We start from the raw sequence: 21,638 nt of genomic DNA, 5'->3' as shown, positions 1-21,638 counted from the left end.
TTATACTGCGTCAACAGAACCCTTAGATAGTGCTACTATCTGCGGAACCTGTTTCCTTGTCTAACTCAAAATATACTTCCCATCTTTGACTTGTTATTTATTTTAAGATGCCTTAGACCTATCCCCTGTATAAAAAAAATATTTTTCCACATAATAGTATTACCACATACTTAAGAAAATAATTAAGGAGAGGGAGTGCTATGAATGAATGGAAATTTAGCATGTAATGCAACTAATTGCCTACACAATAGCTCTGGAATGTGCACCGCAAGTAGTATCCATGTACAAGGAGCAAATGCTCACTCCAGTGAATATACTCAGTGCGGAACCTTCACAGAAATGGGAATAAAAAATTCTCTTTCAAATGTATATAATATGAATATTGGAGGAGAAGTAAAACAAAGCTTTAATAATTTTGCTGGAGGGACAGGACCAAGGATAATGTGTGATGCAGTAAACTGTAGATATAACATTAATAAGGACTGTATTGCAAACTATGTACACATAAATGGCGTAGGCGCTATAAGTAATAATAGAACGGACTGTGATACTTTTAGAATTTAATTTGCTAAAATAAGGGTAAGTTTAGATAATTAAAGTAATAATCTAAAGTTACTCTTATTTTAAGTTTATTCCATGACTACCCATATTAATTTTGTTAGGAAGTATCTCTTAGCATTGATGAGAATTATAAAAATAAGGAAATACTATAAGTGGAAGAAAAAACGTATTGGTTATTATGGTTAATTAACTAGCTTTCTGATAAAATTAATATTAATTAGAAGTTAATAGAGGGTGGTTTTATGAAAAAACATAAAAATATGAGTAGAGTAAAAGCTATAGAAGAAGCGGAAAAACAAGAGAGAGAAAGAGTAGAGGAAGCATTGGAAAAAGAAAAAATACTAAAGGAACAAACTGAAAGTGAAGAAAAGGAAGCCGAAATAGAAAGCCTTATTTTAGAATTAAATAATAATCATGTAAATATAGAAATTGCAAAAAATAAGGATTATATAATTAAAATAGATGGCTATGGACATGAAGGAGAAGGGGTAGGAAAAATAAATAACTTTACTGTTTTTGTTAAAGGAGCAATAAAGGGTGAAACAGTAAAAATAAAACTTATAAAGGTTAGTAAAACCTATGGAATAGGCAAATTATTAGAGGTAATACTTTCCTCCAAGGATAGAACAGAACCTATATGTCCAATTTACAAGAGATGTGGAGGATGTAATCTTCAGCATATATCCTATGAAGAACAACTTAACTTCAAAACTCAAAGAGTAAAAGATGTTATAGAGAGAGTAGGAAAGATTGAAGGGTTAAAGGTGCATAATACTATAGGTATGGATTTTCCATATAATTATAGAAACAAAGTTCAACTACCAGTTGGAGATAATGATGGAAATATAGTAGTAGGATTTTATGCTCCAAGATCCCATGAAATAATTAGTATGGATCACTGCTATATACAAAGTAAAATAGGAGATAAGGTTGTTAAACTTCTTAAGGATTGGATGAAGGAATATAAAGTAATGCCTTATGATGAAAAAAGCCATAGTGGTGTAGTTAGACATATAATGATTAGAGAAGGATTTAAGACTAAAGAGGTAATGGTAGTAATAGTTACAAATGGAGAGAAGTTACCTAATGTAAAACCACTTATAAAATCTCTTAGAGAAGAAATCTTAAATCTTAAATCTATAATTCAAAATGTAAATAAGGATAAAACAAATGTGATTTTAGGAAATAAATCTACTACTTTATGGGGAACAGACACCATATCAGATTATATAGGGGAATTTAGATTTAATATATCACCATTATCATTCTTCCAAGTAAATCCTGTACAAACAGAAAAACTGTATAGAAAAGCCTTGGAGTATGCGAGTCTTACAGGAAATGAGGTTGTTTTTGATGCTTATTGTGGCACAGGAACTATATCATTGTTCTTATCTAGAAAAGCAAAAATGGTTTTTGGAATTGAAATAATACCAGAAGCGATAGAAAATGCTAATGAAAATAAAGTAATAAATGATGTAAATAATGTGGAATTTATAGTAGGAAAATCTGAAGAAGAAATTCCAAAACTAATAGAAGGTGGAATACATCCAGATGTCATTATGCTAGATCCCCCAAGAAAGGGGTGCGAGGAATCACTTCTACATGCTATAGCAGAAGTAAAACCAAAGAGAATAGTTTATGTATCCTGTGATCCTGCCACTTTGGCAAGAGATCTAAAAGTTCTTGGAGGATTAGGCTATAAAGCTGTAGAGCTACAACCAGTAGATATGTTTCCACAAGGACATCATGTGGAATGTGTTGTTAAACTTTGTAGGCAATAAGCTACTTTAGAGTGATGATAAATTGATTAGAAGCTATCTTACCACCCTTATTTTGGGTTGGTGGCAAGATAGCTTCTAATATTTGAAAAAATATTAATAACATATAACTTTGTGCTGTAATGCATCGGCATTTTCATTAGTTAACCTAATCTGTAAAACAGAAGTTATTAAAAGTATTATATGCTAATTTTCATTGATATCATTGATTGATAAATCTTTTGGGCATATTCGTTTAGCAAACGGACTGTGTTTCTCATGTCACTCTCATTAGCGTCTGGATGAAGTGCACAAATACGCAAAACCTTTTTACCGTTCAATTCTGTAGTAAAGACACCTGCATAGCCGTTATCAATGATTGCTTTAGAGATGTTTTGATTAAGTTCATCTATTTGTTTTTCCGTTAAGTTGGACGGAGCAAAACGGAAATTTACGATAGCGAGCTGTGCATGAGAAATGATTTCCCAATTTCTTTTCTTTTTCAGTTCATCCTCTGCCCATTCTGCAAGTTGGAATCCATGCTCTATTGCTTCACTAATGGCCTCTGATCCCATCACCTGTAGAGTAAACCATAATTTCAGGCCGCGGGCTGGTCGTGTAAGTTCCATTCCCATATCCCCATAGTTTACTTCGCCTTCTTTTGCTTCCAAATCCTTGAGGTATTCTGGATGGGTATTGAAGCTGTTGAATAGACTTGATTTGTCCTTTACTAGAACCATACCGCAGCCATAGGTTTGAAATAGCCACTTATGAGCATCCCAACTGATGCTGTCCGCAGCTTCGATTCCTCTGAGTAGATGTTTATATTTCTTTGTCAACAGCACAGAAGCTCCGTATGCACCATCCACATGCATCCATATTCCATAGCTTTGACACAAAGAAGCGATTTCCTGCAGTGGATCGATGCTTCCAGTATTGGTACTTCCAGCACTTGCAACCACAACAAATGGAACAAGTCCATCCTCTATATCTGCATCAATGGCAGCTTTTAATTCATCTATATCCATTCGAAAGCAAGGATCAGTGGGGATTTTCCTAATTTTGGTGTTTGGAATTCCGATGATGCGCAAGCCCTTTGCCACTGAACTGTGAGTTTGATCTGAAACGTACGCAACGCCTAAGTGTTGTTTTTCCTCTTTCAATATCGTATCACGGGCAGCAGTGAGCGCTGTCATGTTGGCCATGGAACCACCAGATACAAACAGTCCTCCGGATTTTTTTGTATAGCCAGCCTGAGCACAGAGCCAGTCGATCAGTTTCTGTTCGATACAGCTTGCTGCAGGGCTTGTTACCCAACTTGCGGCATGAATGTTGTAAGCCGATGTCATAACATCACCTAACCAGGATAGCATGGACGCTGGTCCTGGAACGAAGCCAAAAAATCGGGGATGATTTACGTAGGCTCTATATTTATAAACGTCTTCCATCATTTTAGTTACCACAGTATTTATAGGGAATCCTTTAGCAGGTATGTCAACTTTCTTCAGCTTTGAAATTTGGTTTTCATCCGCTTCCTGTATAATTCTATTAGAAGCTAATTCGCGCTTGTCAACACAAAATGCCTGAACAAAATCTTCAATTGCATGTTGTACTTGATTATTTAATGTCATTTCCTGTTTATTCATTCTATCGTCACCTTACATATCTAGTATATTTGGAAGGTCAAATTAAAAGATTGACATCCCTTATTACCTATAGTAGCATGTAACTATATATTTGTGAAATTCATAGATTTCATAATATACATTAAAAATATTAATAGGTGATGCACATGGAATTTAGAAATATTGCAACTTTTTTGAGGGTAGCAGCAACGAGAAATTTTTCAAGAGCAGCAGAGCAGCTGGGGTACTCTCAGTCCACCGTCACAATTCAGATGCAGCAATTGGAGAAAGAGCTTGGGACACAACTTTTTGAAAGAATTGGCAAGCAAGTAAACTTGACAGAGCGAGGAGAGGCATTCATTCTTCATGCTAATGAAATCATGATGATCACAAATGCAGCCAAGACCTTTGCATCTAATGCTGATCTCACAACGGGATCTCTTCGCATCGGGGGAGTAGAATCTCTGTGTACCGCTATACTTCCTGAACTTTTGTTGCAATTTCATAACATTTGTCCAAAGGTAGAGACAGTTATAAAAACCGCTACGACGGAAGAATTGATAGATATGATAAAATGCAATGACATCGACCTGCTCTTTACATTAGATAAAAAGATATACGGTTCAGAATGGGTACGAGCCGTGCAGCAGGAGGAAGATATAGTTTTTGTGACATTGAGCCACAATTCCTTTATAGATGGACAAAAGATTGACCTAAGAGATATTATAAAAGAGCCATTTATATTAACGGAAAAGGGTGGAAGCTATCGTTACGAATTGGAAAGGATGCTTGCTGCACAGGAGATGGAAATCAGACCCGTGTTGGAAATCGGCAACACCGAAACCATAATACATCTTCTAGAAGAGGGCGTAGGAGTTTCCTTTCTGCCTCTATTTTCTGTAAAAAAGGCAATTAATCAGGGCACATTATCTCGAATTCAAACAGATATCCCCACCATTCAGATGTGTAGTCAGCTACTTTATCATAAGAATAAATGGGTGACTCCACAAATGCAGGCGTTTATTGAAATAGTTCAAAATTTTTATAAAAGAGAATAAAATAATAAGGCTGTCACACTAAATATTTAGTGTGACAGCTTCTTGTGTAAAAATAAACTCCAAACTCCAAGAATTGGGGAACTTGTTGGTGTGACTGCCCAAGTATGATAAATGGAGATTAAAATGTATGAACGTATATTTATCATATGGAATAATATAAATTATATATAGGTATCCTTAAAATCAAAAGTTATTCGATTTCTGCATAAAACCATAATGCTGTGTACTAAACACAACATAAAGAGTAGTAATCTTCCAATTGTAGTTACTACTCTTTAGGTTTTAGTGCCTTAAATATTTAAGAGGAACATAAATTAATAATTTTAAATACTAGATTAGTATTTAATTTTGGAAGAGACTATTAATTAAATAATAAAATTAGGTATTCCAGTAACCATATATTTTATTACAAAGTTAGTATTTTCAACTTTTAATATAAATATTTAAGAATAATTATTTAACATTAGATAAAGATAAAATTTTGAAAAAAGGTATAATACCTAGAAGATATAATTAAAACTAGTTTTATTAAAGATTTTAAGTTCATCACAAAATCAGATTATCTGAAAATGTTGACAAAGTGTGAATATATTATACAGTATAAGTAAATTAATCTGTTGTAATAGCTTAGCTGAAACCTTAAGCATTCTTTAATGTATCTATCAACTAAAAAAGTGATAATTCTATAGTCTTTCTTCCATAGAATTATCACTCTAAATATTATCTATAATTTATTAAATTATCCTTGTGAAAGTTCTTGTTTAACAGTAGCAATTTCATTAGCTGATGCTGGCTGAGCTGGAATATAATATCCTTTTTCCTTTGCTTTTTGGGAAAGAGCATATTGTCTAGCTTCATCTTGATTTCTAAGAGTTTGAATAGTTCTACGTAACTCTTCATTTTCAGTTTCTGCTATTATTCCGCCATATTTAGCTAAGCTTGCATCTAATCCAGCTAAATAATCACTTATCATTTCTTTTTCTTGCATTTCAACTATCTCCTATCCTAAGAAAGCCATTAGCTTTTCTTTACTTGTTTTTGCATCATTAGCATCTTTTTTTAGCATATCTTTTAATTGAATGTCAGTACATTGATCTGCATAATAATTTAATTTCTTCTCAATAGTACAATGTCCTCCAATTAAATGGCGTAAATTTTGTAGTTCTATTTCACTTAAATTTGCCATATCTATACCTCCCATCTACTATATTTCAGTATTAATGTTTGTATTTACTCATCATATTATTCTTATTTCTAAACTTTATTTCAAAATATAAGAGTGTTACTAGAGATTATGTGGTATACTCTATATCATTATTTATTAAATAGAAAAAAGGTATTGATTTTTTCAACCAATACCTCTGATGGAACTTTTTCTTTAGACTTATTTAAACTATGAATACTATTTAATATATATCTTAAAAGTTACTCAATATTAGAATCACCTTTTCTATCCATATTTTCACCTCGTATTTATCAATGGTTCATGTATTTTATAATATTAAAGGCTAGTAGGGGAAATCCATTACTAGTCCTTATTGTTTATACATCCAATTAATAAGGGGGGGTTTATATGATACATTTATATTTTTATGCTAAAATTGCATTTTATATATTAAAATGTAGAACGTATTTAGTATAAATAGTATATATTAGGTAACTGCATTTGTATATATTTTGTATCTATATAGCAGATAATCACTTCTACATTTAAAACAAAGCGTAGCAAGTATATGTGATAACTTGTTACGCTGTTTTCTTTAGCAAAAATTATATAAGGAAAATATAGGATGATATTAACTATACATTTTAAGCAAAAGTAGATTATGAGTATCAATGACAAATATAAGAGTATTAGCATAATATAAATTATATATGAATATCCTTAAAACCAAAAGTTATTCGCTTCCTGTATAAAACTATAATTTTGTATACGAACACAACATAAAGAGTAGTAATCTTGTAGTTACTACTCTTTATATTTTAGTACCTTAAATATTTAATAGGAACGTAAATTAATAACTTTAAGCATTACATTAGTATTTACCTTTGGAAGAAGCTATTAATTAAATAATAAAATTAGGTATTCCAGTAACCATATATTTTATTACAAAGTTAGTATTTTCAACTTTTAATATAAATATTCATAAGTTATAAAAGCTAGTAGGGAGTTAAAATCCTTACTAGCTTTTTTCTTTTGTAACACATAGTTAATAAATTAGTTTAATTAAAGTATAAATACTTAATTTTTATTTTATACATTAAATGTAAAAATATAAATTAATTGCTTGAAATTACATCCTAATATCGTGATATATTGGATGTATTTTTTTATCTAAACTTATTCCAAAATATACACATAAAAGACATATCCTATAAATATAAACTAAAAACACATCCTTTAATATTAGTTAATAAGGAGTGGTTAAATGATAAGGATAGAAAATATTAATAAAATATATAATCCAGAGAAGACAAAACCTTTAAAGGCACTTAATAATATAAATCTAGAGTTTAGCAAAGGAGAATTTGTCTGTATATTAGGTAAATCTGGATCAGGAAAATCAACATTATTAAATATAATTGCAGGTTTAGATAAACCAACTGATGGAACTATATCTGTTGATGGGAAAGATATATCTAAGTTTAAAGATATAGAGATGGCTAATTTAAGAAAGGATAAAATAGGTTTTATATTTCAAGATTTTCAGCTATTAGAGCATTTAACAGTAATAGAGAATGTAGAACTAGGTCTGTCTATGGATGTTATGGATAGAAAGGAGAAGCGCAGAAGGGCTAAGCAAGTTTTAGTAAAAGTAGGTTTAGAAAATCACATAGATCATAAGCCAAGTGAATTATCCGGAGGACAGAAACAAAGAGTATCAATAGCAAGAGCATTAGTTAAACAACCAGAGATAATAATTGCAGATGAGCCAACAGGTGCTTTAGATACAAAGACTACAGAGGATATTATGAATCTACTAGTTGAGATTTCACAGACAGGAAAGTTAGTTATTGTAGTAACTCATAATGAAGATTTTAAAGACTATGCTAGTAGAATAGTTGAGCTTAAAGATGGACAGGTTATTGAAAATTATAATAAAGAAGAATCTATTGTGGCTGAGGATATAGAAGAGAGTAGATCTAAGGATAGAAAGTTTGATATATTATCTGCTTTTAAGTTATCTATGAAGAGAATTATAGAAAAGAGAGTTAGATATTTTTTAGTTTCTTTGAGTTTGATAATAGGGATATGCAGTCTTTCTATAGCACTTGGAACTAGTCAGGGGATTAGAAACTATACAGAATATGCTAATCAAAGGATAGTTGATAATAAAAAGCTATCTTTTACAAAGAAAGGGTTAATTGATTCAGAAGACTATTTTAATATTCGTAAAAATAAATCAATAAGACTTATACAAGATGAATATGTTTTAGATGGTAAGGTTAAGGCTAATGATAATGAAATAGATTATAAGGTAAAGTCTATAATTCAAGATGAGTATAAAAAGTATTATACGACACCAGAGATTGTTTATGGAAAGTTACCAGAGGATGGAAAAAGTGAGATAGTTTTTTCCGAAGATATAGCTAAGAAGTTAGTAAAGGATGGGGATATATCTAGTCTTGTGGGACAAGAAATTGAGACGAAACTTTTAGCTCATGATCCAACAAAAAATTATCCATCTAGATGGGATACACAAAAACTTACTGTATCAGGTATAAGTAAGAAGACATTAATAGGTGAGGACTATGCTTATATGCCCTATGAAGCACAGAAAAATATTGTTAAAAGGTCTAGGTTTATAGGGACGGATGAAAATATACCTACAAATAATTTAACAGTCTATCTTAAAGATTCAAATGAAGTGGAAGAAGTGTATAGAGATTATAATCAAAAATATTCTATTATAAGACCAGCTGATATTTTAAAGGACTTAACTAAGATGTTTAAGAACTATAATATATTAATCTTATGTGGGACAGGGCTGATTTTATTTATATCAGCATTGATGATAGGGATTATTTTATTTATTAGTGTAATAGAAAGACAGCGAGAAATTGGATTATTTATATCAATAGGTGGAACTAGAGATGATATTAAAAAGATATTTATATCTGAGGGCTTGATATTAGGTATGATAGCATCATTTGTTGGAGTTTTAATATCTATAATAGGTTTATGGATTATTAATCCATTATCTACTAAGAGTATGGGATATCCAATATTTGCTCCAAATATCTTAACAGTAATAGAAGCCTTTTCCATGGGAGTTTTAGTCAGCTTAATATCAAGTTTATTACCAGCAAATAAAGCATCTAAGCTATCACCAATAGATTTATTGAGAAGAAATTAAGGATGAGGGAATGATTATGAAGAGAATAATATGTTTACTTTTAATAGGATTAATGACTTTTACAACTGTAGCTTGTCAAAATAAAGTAAGTGAGAATATAAAAGATAAAAATGTTGAAGAGAATATTGAAAGTGAAGCTATGGAAAGTTATAATGAGAAAATGAAAGAGAGTATTGAAGAAGTGTTACCAGAAATAGCTGATGATATTAGAAAAGTATTAGTTAAAAATGGGACTAAAATAGATTCACAGTTAGATTTATCAAAGATGCAGATATTACTTTTTAGCAACATGAACCATAAAGCCTATTTAATAAATAGTCAGAATGATAAATATGGTGCTCCTGATGAAAATATAGAGTATTCAACAGATACATTTAAAGATAAAACTCTATTAACAAGAATGTTTGATATTACTGAATTCAATGATAGGAAGACATATATTTTTAATGTTGATACATTTGCTTATAATGGTCTTTCAAAGGAAGAGTTAAAAGAGGAATTAGAAAAAAGTATAATTCATGAAGCTATTCACTTAGTTTTACAATCAAAACAAGAAGAGAATATTCAAACAGGTGAAGAGTTAATGGGATCCAATAGAAGTGTAGAGTATCCTTTAGATTCTAAATCAAGGGTATATAGAGCTCAACAGATGAATTTTTATAAGAAGGCTTTAGAAGCAAAGACTGAAGAAGAAAGAATAGATTTTATAAAAAAAGGTAATTATTTTTATAAGAAGTTTCTAGAAGTGAATCCTAATAATATTACAGATTCAGAGCTTGATAAAATTGAGGGCCAGCCAAGATATTTTGAATATAGAGGACTAGCCTTATTAAAAGATATAAATCAAAGTGAAGATGAGTTAAAAGAGTCTACAAGAATAAAGTTCTTGGAAAATAACTATGAGATTAATCCTGATACAGTGAATGAAATGGGGAAAAATGGAGAGTTTTATGCAATAGGTTCATTAGGATATGCCAATATATATGCATTAAATATTGAAAAAGACTTTGGCTTTATAAATCCAAGTAAATATCTATTAGATAAGTTTGGATTTACAGAGAATGCTGGAGACGAAGAATTGGAAAAAAACATAGAAAAACATTATAATGATATGAATTCTAATATAAAAGAAAGAGTTGATAAATTTACAGGAGAAATGAATAATCCAGATTATATAACTATAAAGATACCTGTTTTTAAAAAGTATGAAGAGAATGGAAATGTTGAAATTCAAGGTGAAAGTATTAAATATCTATATAAAGGTAATGAAAATACTCTAGAGAATGTAACAAAAGAGATAAAATTAGGTGATAATAGAGTATTAATCAAGTCAACAGATATAATGTCAGAATTAGACACTACAGGCGATGATGAATATTACTATATTAATATTCCTAAAAAAGATATAGCCATAGAAGATAATAGGCTGACAGTACAATTAAAATCATTACAGGTATACGGTAGTAAATTTGTAGAAAAAGATGGAATGTATATATTGGAAGAATAAGGTCTTTTTTAAGACCTTATTCTTATGTTATAAGAAAAGGGATGAGAAAATGAAGAGAGTTCTTATAGTAGAGGATGATTTAAGAATAGGGGAATTAATGAAAGCATATTTTGAAAAATCAGGTTATGATGTAAGTCTTCAAGTAGATGGGGTCGAAGGATATGTAGCTTTTAATTCTCAAGAGTTTGATTTAGCTATATTAGACTTAATGTTGCCAGGTTTAGATGGTTTTGAAATAGCTAAGAGAATTAGAAAAACTTCAGAAGTTCCAATAATTATGGTAACAGCTAGAAGTGATGATGAAGCACAGATGTTAGGATATAATCTAAAGATAGATGATTATATTACTAAGCCATTTAATCCAGAGATACTCTTAGTAAAGGCGAATAACCTAATGGAGAGAATAAATGTTTATAAAAATCAGGGAAAAGAAGACATAGAGAATCAATTTGAATTGGGAGATTTTAAAGTTGATTTTTTTAAGATGAAGGTATATATAGATGATGAAGAAATTAAGTTAGAACCAAAGCAATATAAAATATTAGATTACCTTATAAAAAATAAATCTAAAGTAATTTCAAGAGAAGAACTTTTAGATAAGATATGGGGATATGACTATTTTGGAAGTGATAGAGTTGTTGATACTCAGATTAGAAAGCTTAGAACTCAATTAAGACATAAGTCTTATCTAATAAAAACAGTTATATCTATAGGATATACTTTTGAGGAGGACTAATGAAAATAAAAAAACTTAGAACAAAACTAATTGGGATAAATTGTTTGTTACTTATAGTTATTTTGCTTAGTCAGTATTTATTTCAAAATATATTTTTAGAAAAATACTATAAAAATTATAAAAAAGACCAGATTATAAATAGTTTAAAAGAATATGAAAAACTTAATGAAAAAGATGAAATAACAAAATATCAAAAAGAACTATCTAAAAATCAGAGTATAACTATATTTGAAATAGATAAAAACTTTGAAAATATTATAGATTCAACTCTTGTAAATGACTATATAGTCATAAGAGATAAAAATGGAGAAGAACGAAAAGTACAAATACTTGTTAGTGAAGAGGTCTTTGAAGATATAGAATTAGGTGATGATATTTCAGTTAAGGCAATTAAGTCAAATATAAGCGAGATGCCTTTAGCTATAAAAGTATCTATTTATAGAAATGGTAAAGCCATATTAAAATCCAATGAGGTAGAATTGGTAACTTCAATAGAAGATTCATCAGGTGAAGGGAATGTGCTAGAGGAACTTGAAACTGAAGAGATAAATGGAGTTTTAATAGATTATAAAAAAAGTGAAAATAATATAAATAAGCATAATCAAATAGTTAGATATTATGCAAGTACAAATAATATAAAAATAGAAAATGAAAGTCTAGAGGATATAACATATGGAGGAGAGCCATATACGATAGGAATAAGAAAATCTGAAAATGGATATATAACAGCTATAGCCTCAGTAAAGATATCAAAAGATATTGCAGATATGTTTAATAAATTCAATAGATATTTAATTCTAATGGCAATTATATTAATTGGAGGATTATTAATATTATATGAAAAAGTAGTAACAAAACCTATAATAAAAATAAATGAAGCATCTAAAGAGATTGCAAATGAGAATTTTAATATTAAATTAAACGTAGAAACAGGGAATGAGTTAGAAGAGCTAGCAAAATCCGTCCAGGAAATATCGGAAAACCTAAATAAAAGTATGGAAGAGTTAAAAATAGCTAATAACCAATTGGAAGTAGAATATAATGAGAGGATTCAGATTGAAAAGAATCAAAAGAATTTATTGATGAATATATCTCATGATTTAAAGACACCTCTGACAGTTGTAAAGGGAAATCTACAGGCAATGAAAGATGGTGTATACGATATAGACTCTAGTATAGACTCTACTATAGACAGTGTAGATGAAGTCGGTAAAACATTAAATGAGATGTTAGAATTAACAAAACTTAAGAGTAGTTCTTTTAAATTAAACTTAGAAATATGTGATATAAGCAGGATAGTATATAAGACATATGATAGACTTAAGAATTTATCAAAAGATAAAAATATAAAAGTTGAGTTTGAAATGGAAACAGATACATTTGTAAATGTAGATCAGCGTGAGATGCAGAAGGTAATAGAAAACTTAATGGTAAATGGGATTAATTATTCCCCAGAAAATGAAAAAATATATATTAAACTTAAAGAACTTGGAGAAAATTATATTTTTACTTTAGAGAATACAGGAGTAAATATAGATAAAAGTGAATTAGATCTATTATTTACTGAGTTTTATAGAAGAGATAAATCTAGAGGACTCTATAAAGGAGGAAATGGTCTAGGACTTACTATAGTAAAGACTATATTAGAATCTCATAAGTTAAATTATGATATAAGAAATACCAATAGAGGAATATTATTTGAAATAGAGTTTCCTTTGATTAATTTATAAATAAGGGGTAACTTTTTTATGTAAATATATTTCATGCTTAATATAAATCGTATAAAAATACTGATTTCTCTAGGAGACTCAAACCTATTAGTACAAATTGATTAAGGGTACAAAAACATAAAAACATAAAAACATCTAGAATATCGATTATTCTCAATGAGTAATTAAAAACTGGAATAAATATAATTATTTTCTGAAAGAATGTTGATATTCTTATGTATATATTTCACAATTAATATGAGTAACTGAATAGTTACAAATAAACAATTATGTAGGAATTATTGAGAAGAACTTATTAGTTATATAAAATTTTAAATATGAAACTATTTTAATATGGAGCATTTTAACATTTTATATATGAAACATTTTAACATTTTTAAATTTTAAAATGCTGTTATTTTCGTAGGAGCTTGTCGAGCTTCGCTATTTAATTAACAGGAATAAATTTATATTATGAGGGGCAGTGAGCTAATGCTTACTGCTCTTTTTTATTATATTAAAATAGTATTTAAATAATATTAGAATTCTACAAAGTATGTTGAGAAATGGCTAAGGAAACTCATTGATAAGAGTATAACAAATATGTAAAATATTATTTAAGAATATATTAACTGGAAGTGAGGCGCAATAGAAAAGTATTCCCATAAGTAGAATATTATTTTTAAAGGAGCGTACCTATGCAATGAAAAAGATAAATTTTCCATTACTTCTTGGAAGTATAATTATAATATTTCTAGCAACCATGGCTTTATATCCAGGACTTTTCACATCAAAGGATCCTCTTTTTGAAGAACCACCTAAGTATATAGAATACAAAGAGAAGGGTGAGTGGGTGAAGAAGTTTGCTTACAGCCCAATGCCGCCTAATAAGGATAACATTCTTGGCACAGATGATGCTGGAAGGGATGTATATTCAAGACTTGTATATGGAACAAGAAATACATTAAAGTTGGGACTTCTTGTAGCTATATTTAGAATGATTTTAGCTCTTCCTCTTGGATTAGCGGCAGGAATGGGCGTAAAGTTTATTTCAAATATAATAAAAATATTTAATACATTTTTTACTGCTATACCTATGCTTATATTTAGCTTTGTAATTTTGCGCATTGGATATTTCAGAAATCTACAAATGGATAAATCAATTCTTGCCTTTGCAATAGTACTAACCATCGTGGGATGGGCAAAGTTGGCTGGTATGATTGAGGATTCAACTAGGGTGGTTATGGAAGAGGACTTTATTGAAGGTGAGATAGCTATAGGAAAGAGAAAGTTGCAGATAGCATTTCAAAACGTCTTACCACATATAATACCAACTAGTATAAGTTTATTCTTTAAAGAAATGGGAATGGCATTGTTTCTAATTGCTCAATTAGCAGTTCTTGAAATTTTTGTTGGAGTAACAAGACCAATTAAGGAACTAGCCTTTAAATCAAATTATGAGATGAATTTAGAACCTGAATGGGGTGGTACACTTTCCAGAATTGCAGTGAATGTTAGACAATACCAAGCAACATATTGGATGACCCTTTATCCTGTATTGGTTTTTAGTATTGCAATCATTGGGATAAACCTTACAGGAGAAGGATTAAAAATAGAATTTCAAAAGAGAGATTCTAGAGTGATTAGTTCTATTAGAAAAATTGGCTATTTAATATCTCCTAAAATGTTTATATCTCAAATTAAGGACATTAAGAAATACTATAAACCTGTAATTATCAAGAGCTTAATTATAATAGGGATTATTACATGGGTGATAATCCCTTGGCATCCAAGCATTTATGAATTTGACATAGATCAAGCAAAATTACATCTTGAAGAACTTACAAAGGACAAATATGGAGGTAGGGTAGCTGGAACTGAAGGTGGACATTTAGCTGGAGAATATATAATTGATACCTTAAAGTCCTATGGATATCAGGTGAATACCTTAGATATACCACTAATAGAAACTACAGATGGCATAAAAAATGAAAGTCTTGTACCAAAGCCTGAAACTTTGACTCCTATGGTAATTGAATCAGGGTATATAAAGCTTAAAGATGACAAAGGTGAGGAAAAGATTTACTATCTTAATAAAGACTTTACAATTATATCTGTAAGTAAAAATATATTTAATGATATGCCAAAAGAAGAATTGCATTATAAAGGAGTTGCTGCAGAACCTGAAAATATAATTAATATACCAGAAGGTACAGAGTTTTTTTCAATTGAGAGAAATTTCAATGATCCAGAAAATGAATCCCATAATACTCCTAATAATAAAGCAGTTAGTGATATACAGTTTATATTAGAGGAAGGCTACAATACCAACACCAGCGTATATCTTTCTAAATCCACTATTATTGTTCCCTTTGATAATTTAAGGTTGGAGTTAGAAACTGGTTACAGAGAAGTTGAAATAAACCTTGACTATCCAGAGATGCCTAAATATAATGGACGAAATATTACTGCGTTTTTACCTGGTAAAGACAAGACATATGAAGATCCAGGCGAATTAATAATAATAGGAGCAAGCTATGATGGTGTTCATATGAATGAAACTCAAAGTCCGCATGCAATGACAGCAACTCCTACTGCAACATCACTGGAGGTGGCAAGGATGTTGTCTATTACAAAGGAACCATTGGAAAAATCAATTCAATTTATATTCTGGGACAATGAGTATGATTTTATGAAGTACTCAAATGTTGATGGCTCCTATGATTATAGTATAACAAGAAATATACCTGTAAATATGGCAATATCACATAAGTACTATTATTTTGATATAAGCTATCCAGGTTATAGTAAGGATGAAAATTTAAATATTATGACAGCTAAAGCTCAGGTAGGAGACAAAAGTAATTATCTTATGGGGCTAGAAATGGAAAAGCGACTTAAACAAATGGATGTGAAATACCAAAGATTTCATAATGATTACACAACTACAAAAGCTATGAATAATTTGAGCTTAAATGCACTTTCAAGTGTGGGAGTGGGAAATTCTTCCACAGATGGAGTTAATAGTAGCATTGATATCTTAGAAAATATAAATTATAAGAAAATGGACGATATTGGACAAATTATATTAGATACCATGACAATGAATCCTCATATTATGGATTAGTATGAAACCTTTGAAAAGGAGAATAACCATGATAGAAGTAATAAATCTAAAAAAACATTTTCTAATAAAAGATAAAATTTTTGGTGTAAATGAAGGCGTTGTAAATGCGGTAAATGGTGTTGAGTTTAGGATAGAGAAGGGCGAGACCCTTGGCCTTGTTGGAGAATCAGGAAGTGGCAAATCGACCATAGGTAGGCTAATATTAAGACTTTTAGAACCAACTGAGGGAAAGATATATTTAGAAGGAAAGGATATTAGCACTATAAGTAACAAAGAATTTAGGAAACTGAGAAAAGATTTGCAAATAGTTTTTCAAAATCCATATTCTGCTCTAGATTATAAAATGACTATTGAAGATATTTTGATTCAACCACTTCAAATACACAAAATAGTCCCACCGTTAGAATATAAAGATGAAGTAAGGAAATTACTCGAAATGGTTGGACTATCAAGACAGGATGGTAAAAAATTACCCCATGAGTTTAGTGGAGGACAGAGGCAAAGAATTGCCATAGCTAAAGCTTTAGCAACAAAGCCAAAATTTGTGGTGTGCGATGAAGCAGTATCAGCTTTAGATGTATCTGTTCAGTCTCAAATACTCAACTTAATTATGGATATTCAAGATGAATTTGGATTATCTTATCTATTTATATCCCATGATTTAAGTGTAATAAAGCACATTAGTAACAAAGTAGCAGTGATGTATCTTGGGAAAATAGTAGAAAAAGGTGATGTAGATGATATATTTCATTGTCCAAAGCATCCATACACAAAAGCACTTATGTCTGCATCACCAGTACCAGAGCCTAACAGAAATATCAACAGAATACGGCTTGAAGGTGAAATTCCTGGTGCAATGGATATACCATCAGGATGTGCTTTTCATAATAGATGCCATGAAAAAATGGCTAAATGTGAAATCATTGAGCCAGGACTTATGGAGCTTAATGATGGAAGAGTAGTTTCTTGCCATTTGTATGATGAGGGGAGGAGTTAAAGTGACAGCTGAAAAAATGAAGATAATAGTTAAAAAAATTCTTGTAAATATATTAATGCTCCTTATAATCCTATTTATTGTTATAGCTGTAACAGGAATACCTGTAGATTTTGGCATTACTTCATCTAATGGTATAAGTAAACCCAATATGGAAATAAATGTAATTTTTGAAAATATAAAAAATAATTTTAAGGTATTTTTGAACGGTGAAGCTTTTAATGTTATGATTCAAGGAGAAACTATAGGACAGCTATTAACTAAAACAGCAACGAAAAGTTTATCTATATTATTTTTTGGAACTATCTTAGCAATAATCATTGGAATTCCAAAGGGAATTATAGACAGTAGAAAAAAGGATAGAAGCGGAACAATAAAGTTGCTTCAATCTCTGATACCTCTTTCAGTACCTGATGTTTTAACGATAGCCCTTGTACAAGGAATCGCTATATATCTATATAATAATAAAGTTTCAATATTTGGACTAGGACCGCTGCCAGCCTTTGGAGATGAAACCTTTGGAAGTGCAATTTATCCTATAATCTCAATAGCAATACTTCCTGCAGCATATATTGCCAGGATAGCAGCTACTACAATAGAAGAAAACTTTACAAAACCATATATACTTGCAGCTAAAGGAAAGGGATGTTCTAGATTTCAGATTATAAAAAACCATATGATGAAAAACATAATATATGGAGTGTTATCAGGATTTCCAACGGTTATGGGTATAATGTTTTCAAGTCTTATTATCGTAGAAAGACTTTTTTACTTCCGAGGAATGGGATATTATCTAATACTTTTTTATACATCGGAATTGATTCCACCATATGAAGCAGGAGTTGCATTTACAGCCTTTATTGTATTTCTAGCAATTCTTTACTATTTCATTTTTATGATTTTTAATAGCTTAAAAAACATCATATTACCTAAGACAAAGTCTTATTAAGGAGGTATAATATGACATTGCTTCGGGTTAAGAATTTAAAAACATATTTTTATTTAGATGGAAAGAAATATCCTGCTGTAGACGATATAAGCTTTACTCTAGATAAAGGAAAAACAATAGCAATTATCGGAGAGTCTGGAAGTGGAAAAAGTGTAACCTCTCTCTCTATCATGGGATTAATCGACTTTCCAGGAAAAATAATTGGAGGAGAAATATGCTATAACGGAGAAGACTTGCTTAAAAAAGGTGAAAAGGAAATGAGGCACATAAGGGGAAATGAAATAGCTATGATATATCAGGATCCAATGTCAACCTTAAACCCAATGAATAAGGTAGGAGACCAGATTGCAGAAGCCTTAATGATTCATAAAAAAGTTAATAAAAAAGACTCAAAAAAAGTTGTTATAGAATTGATTAAGGCTGTGGGTATTTCAGATGGGGAAGAAAGGTATAACCACCTTCCTAATCAATTTAGTGGAGGAATGAGACAAAGGCTTATGATAGCTATGGCAATAGCTTGCAACCCCAAAATACTCATAGCTGATGAACCTACCACAGCTCTAGATGTTACAATTCAAGCAGAAATTTTAGATTTACTACGTAGTCTTAAGAATAAATACAATATGTCCATAATATTAAATACCCATGACTTGGGAGTAGTAGCAGAAATGGCAGATGAAGTAGTAGTAATGTATTGTGGAAAAATCATGGAAATGGCACCAAATGAAGAACTATTCGAAAATCCTATAAATCCATATACAAAAAAGCTGATGGAGTGTATTCCGAAGATAGATGATAGAAAAAAGAGGCTAGATACAATTGAAGGATATGTTCCTCATCTATCAGAGTTATCAAATGGATGTAGATTTTCGGATCGTTGTCATGAAGCCTTTGAAAAATGTAGAAATGAATTACCCGAGTTAAGGGAGATTTCTAAAGGCCATTGGTCTAGATGTTGGCTTCATGAAGAAGATGCTTAAGAAGGTAGAAATAGATAGTGTACTAAACTGAATGTGAAAATACATTTAATATGAATTATTGCAATGAGATGATTTTCTATATATACTTTGATTATCCAAAATTGTTAGATATAATTGTAATGATAAAATTAAGGAGGTTTAATAAAATGGTAATAGGTGCTTATTAATTAATTTTCTAAATTGAAAATTGTGTTAAAGAAAGATTTTAAATGCCTATATAATTAGGTTTTTTAGTATGCTTTTTTTGAAATAATAGGTAGAATTAATCATTTTATAGAACGATAATTAAATCTTAATTTTATATAACATACTTGTAAGAATATGTTATCTTAAGAGTATTTTATAATATAAAATAACGTTTATTTAAGGCTATAGGATGCATATAACATCTTATAGCCTTTTGTTCTATTAAAAAACTTAATAACAGATTCCTGGTGCTAGGAAGATTTTGAACTTTGTATAGGCATTAAATAATATAAGAATACTTAAAGGGGGAGAATATCATGGAGAGTAAAGCAAAAATGATAAGAGATTTAGATAGGATAATAAATGAATATGTTAATGTTGAATTTGTACCTGGATTATCAGTAGGCGTGGTATATAATAATGAAGTTATTTATACAAAAGGTTTTGGAGTGAAAAATGTAGATACAAAAGAACTTGTTGATGAGAAATCTCTTTTTCACATGGCATCAGTATCAAAGACCTTTGTTGCTACAGGAATAATGCAATTAGTTGAACAAGAAAAAATTAACTTGGATGAATATTTAATAGAGTATTTACCTTATTTTAATCTGAAGGATGATAGATATAAGCAAATAACAATAAGACAATTATTAACTCATACATCCGGTATGCCAGATGAAGATGACTATGAATGGGATAAGCCACAATATGATGAAGAAGCTTTAGAGAGGTACGTTAGAAGTATTGATGGAAGAGAGCTTATGTGGGAACCAGGAGAAAAGTTTGCTTATAGTAATATCGCTTATGAGATTTTAGGAAATGTTATTGAAAAAGTATCAGGTATGTCCTTTGAAAAATATATGGAAGACAATATTCTAAGTATTGTACAAATGCGAGAAAGCAATTTTTTAAAACCTTTAGTTTCAAAGGATTTACTTACAAGTCCCCATATATTAGATATAAAAAATGGATATGGTGCTACAGTTAGTGAAGTTTTTCCTTATAATAGATCACACGGGCCAAGCTCTACTTTGTGTTCTAACGTAGTTGAAATGTGTAACTATGCTATTGCTAATATGAATAAGGGCAGATTTGAAGGTAAGAAGATATTAGAATCTAACAGTTATTCAGAACTTTGGAGAGAATATGCATCTACAGGCTGGGGTGGTTATACTTCAGAAATTGGATTGGCATGGTTTTTAGGAAAATATAAGGGAAATAGAGTTAAATCTCATAGTGGCATGGATACAGGATTTAGAAGCAACTTAATAATATTACCTGAGAAAGGGATCGCAGTTGTTATTATGATAAACTCAGATTACATTGGAACTAAAGTTCTATGCACAGGTATTTTAGATATACTTTTAGGGGAAGAGGTTGATTATATAAAGAGATCACTTGCAAGTCATATAGTAAGAACCATGTTTAATAATAACTCAAAAATAGCCTTAGAGGAATATAATACAATAAAACAAAATTCCATTGAAAGATATCTTGTTTATGAAGATGAGTTTAATGCTATTGCTTATAATTTACTGGAAAGAAAAAGAGTTAAAGAAGCCATTGAGGTTCTTAAATTATCAATTGAAATATTTCCAGAATCAGCAAACCTTTATGATAGTCTAGGAGAAATGTATTTACTTCAGGGTAATAAAAAGTTAGCTTTAGAAAACTATAAAAAATCTATTAAGCTAAATCCTAATAATATAGAAGGTAAAAGGATAGTAGAAGAATTAAGCTTATAATCACAAATTTATGACCTATTTGAAAAGGCTTAGATTGTGACATATAGGTCAGTGAGAATGTTAAAAATAATTTACGAGTTAAAAGAATCATAAGAATCATATTTAAATGCCAAGTTATGATTTTTAATAAAAAGCTGTTACTTAAGATTTTTAAGTAGCAGCTTTAACTTTATATAGCTTGACGACTGTCATAATAGCTCAAAAAGAAATTTAAAGAAAATCGTACATTCTATATGTCTATTTTACTGAGAACACTCCAATAAAGGCAGTACTAACTTTTATTATAAGAAATAAGATAAGGCATATTCAAAAAAATAAATAAGTCAGAATGCTCGTCTATTTTGTG

At 30.1% G+C, this 21,638-nt stretch carries 15 protein-coding genes; 12 read left to right on the top strand and 3 right to left on the bottom strand.

Annotation, left to right across the window (positions count from 1 at the left end):
• Positions 1–204 precede the first annotated feature (204 nt).
• Positions 205–564 carry a DUF1540 domain-containing protein gene (locus B3W71_RS08990; protein WP_346888616.1) on the top strand — a complete coding sequence of 120 codons (360 nt, stop codon included), beginning with the start codon at positions 205–207 and terminating at the stop codon, positions 562–564.
• 239 nt (positions 565–803) lie between these two features.
• Positions 804–2,342, top strand: coding sequence for a 23S rRNA (uracil(1939)-C(5))-methyltransferase RlmD (rlmD, locus tag B3W71_RS08985; RefSeq protein ID WP_346888615.1), 1,539 nt, complete (start codon positions 804–806; stop codon positions 2,340–2,342).
• A 176-nt stretch (positions 2,343–2,518) separates the two neighbouring features.
• On the opposite strand, the gene B3W71_RS08980 is transcribed toward rlmD, so the two are convergent.
• Positions 2,519–3,964 carry an aspartate aminotransferase family protein gene (locus B3W71_RS08980; protein ID WP_346888614.1) on the bottom strand — a complete coding sequence of 482 codons (1,446 nt, stop codon included), beginning with the start codon at positions 3,962–3,964 and terminating at the stop codon, positions 2,519–2,521.
• Between the two features lie 146 nt (positions 3,965–4,110).
• On the opposite strand from B3W71_RS08980, the gene B3W71_RS08975 reads away from it, so the two are divergent.
• Positions 4,111–5,001: a LysR family transcriptional regulator gene (locus B3W71_RS08975; RefSeq protein WP_346888613.1), complete on the top strand. Its 891-nt coding sequence runs from the start codon at positions 4,111–4,113 to the stop codon at positions 4,999–5,001.
• Between the two features lie 739 nt (positions 5,002–5,740).
• On the opposite strand, the gene B3W71_RS08970 is transcribed toward B3W71_RS08975, so the two are convergent.
• Together B3W71_RS08970 and B3W71_RS08965 are read right to left on the bottom strand one after the other, a co-directional pair.
• Complete coding sequence (locus B3W71_RS08970; protein ID WP_346888612.1) at positions 5,741–5,989, bottom strand: spore coat protein; 249 nt, start codon at positions 5,987–5,989, stop codon at positions 5,741–5,743.
• A gap of 12 nt (positions 5,990–6,001) precedes the next feature.
• A complete protein-coding gene (locus tag B3W71_RS08965; protein WP_346888611.1) occupies positions 6,002–6,187 on the bottom strand; it encodes a hypothetical protein in 186 nt (61 codons plus the stop codon).
• A 1,243-nt stretch (positions 6,188–7,430) separates the two neighbouring features.
• Here B3W71_RS08965 and B3W71_RS08960 point away from each other — a divergent pair.
• The 9 genes from B3W71_RS08960 (at position 7,431) to B3W71_RS08920 (ending at position 21,292) form a co-directional block, all read left to right on the top strand.
• Positions 7,431–9,359, top strand: coding sequence for an ATP-binding cassette domain-containing protein (locus B3W71_RS08960; protein ID WP_346888610.1), 1,929 nt, complete (start codon positions 7,431–7,433; stop codon positions 9,357–9,359).
• A gap of 16 nt (positions 9,360–9,375) precedes the next feature.
• Complete coding sequence (locus B3W71_RS08955; protein ID WP_346888609.1) at positions 9,376–10,866, top strand: hypothetical protein; 1,491 nt, start codon at positions 9,376–9,378, stop codon at positions 10,864–10,866.
• Positions 10,867–10,915: 49 nt separating this feature from the next.
• Positions 10,916–11,602 carry a response regulator transcription factor gene (locus B3W71_RS08950; protein ID WP_346888608.1) on the top strand — a complete coding sequence of 229 codons (687 nt, stop codon included), beginning with the start codon at positions 10,916–10,918 and terminating at the stop codon, positions 11,600–11,602.
• Complete coding sequence (locus tag B3W71_RS08945) at positions 11,602–13,332, top strand: HAMP domain-containing sensor histidine kinase (RefSeq protein ID WP_346888607.1); 1,731 nt, start codon at positions 11,602–11,604, stop codon at positions 13,330–13,332. Before B3W71_RS08950 ends, B3W71_RS08945 begins: the two co-directional genes overlap by 1 nt.
• Before the next feature lie 682 nt (positions 13,333–14,014).
• Positions 14,015–16,438, top strand: coding sequence for an ABC transporter permease subunit (locus tag B3W71_RS08940; RefSeq protein ID WP_346888606.1), 2,424 nt, complete (start codon positions 14,015–14,017; stop codon positions 16,436–16,438).
• A 28-nt stretch (positions 16,439–16,466) separates the two neighbouring features.
• Positions 16,467–17,435, top strand: coding sequence for an oligopeptide/dipeptide ABC transporter ATP-binding protein (locus B3W71_RS08935; RefSeq protein ID WP_346888605.1), 969 nt, complete (start codon positions 16,467–16,469; stop codon positions 17,433–17,435).
• Between the two features lies 1 nt (position 17,436).
• Complete coding sequence (locus B3W71_RS08930) at positions 17,437–18,381, top strand: ABC transporter permease subunit (RefSeq protein ID WP_346888604.1); 945 nt, start codon at positions 17,437–17,439, stop codon at positions 18,379–18,381.
• 11 nt (positions 18,382–18,392) lie between these two features.
• Positions 18,393–19,361: an ABC transporter ATP-binding protein gene (locus tag B3W71_RS08925; protein WP_346888603.1), complete on the top strand. Its 969-nt coding sequence runs from the start codon at positions 18,393–18,395 to the stop codon at positions 19,359–19,361.
• 503 nt (positions 19,362–19,864) lie between these two features.
• Positions 19,865–21,292 carry a serine hydrolase gene (locus tag B3W71_RS08920; RefSeq protein ID WP_346888602.1) on the top strand — a complete coding sequence of 476 codons (1,428 nt, stop codon included), beginning with the start codon at positions 19,865–19,867 and terminating at the stop codon, positions 21,290–21,292.
• Positions 21,293–21,638: the final 346 nt, after the last annotated feature.

The organism is Clostridium sp. UBA1056 (assembly GCA_002316385.1).
Classification (GTDB): domain Bacteria; phylum Bacillota; class Clostridia; order Clostridiales; family Clostridiaceae; genus Clostridium_J.
This window is presented reverse-complemented; position numbering and strand designations above follow the sequence as displayed.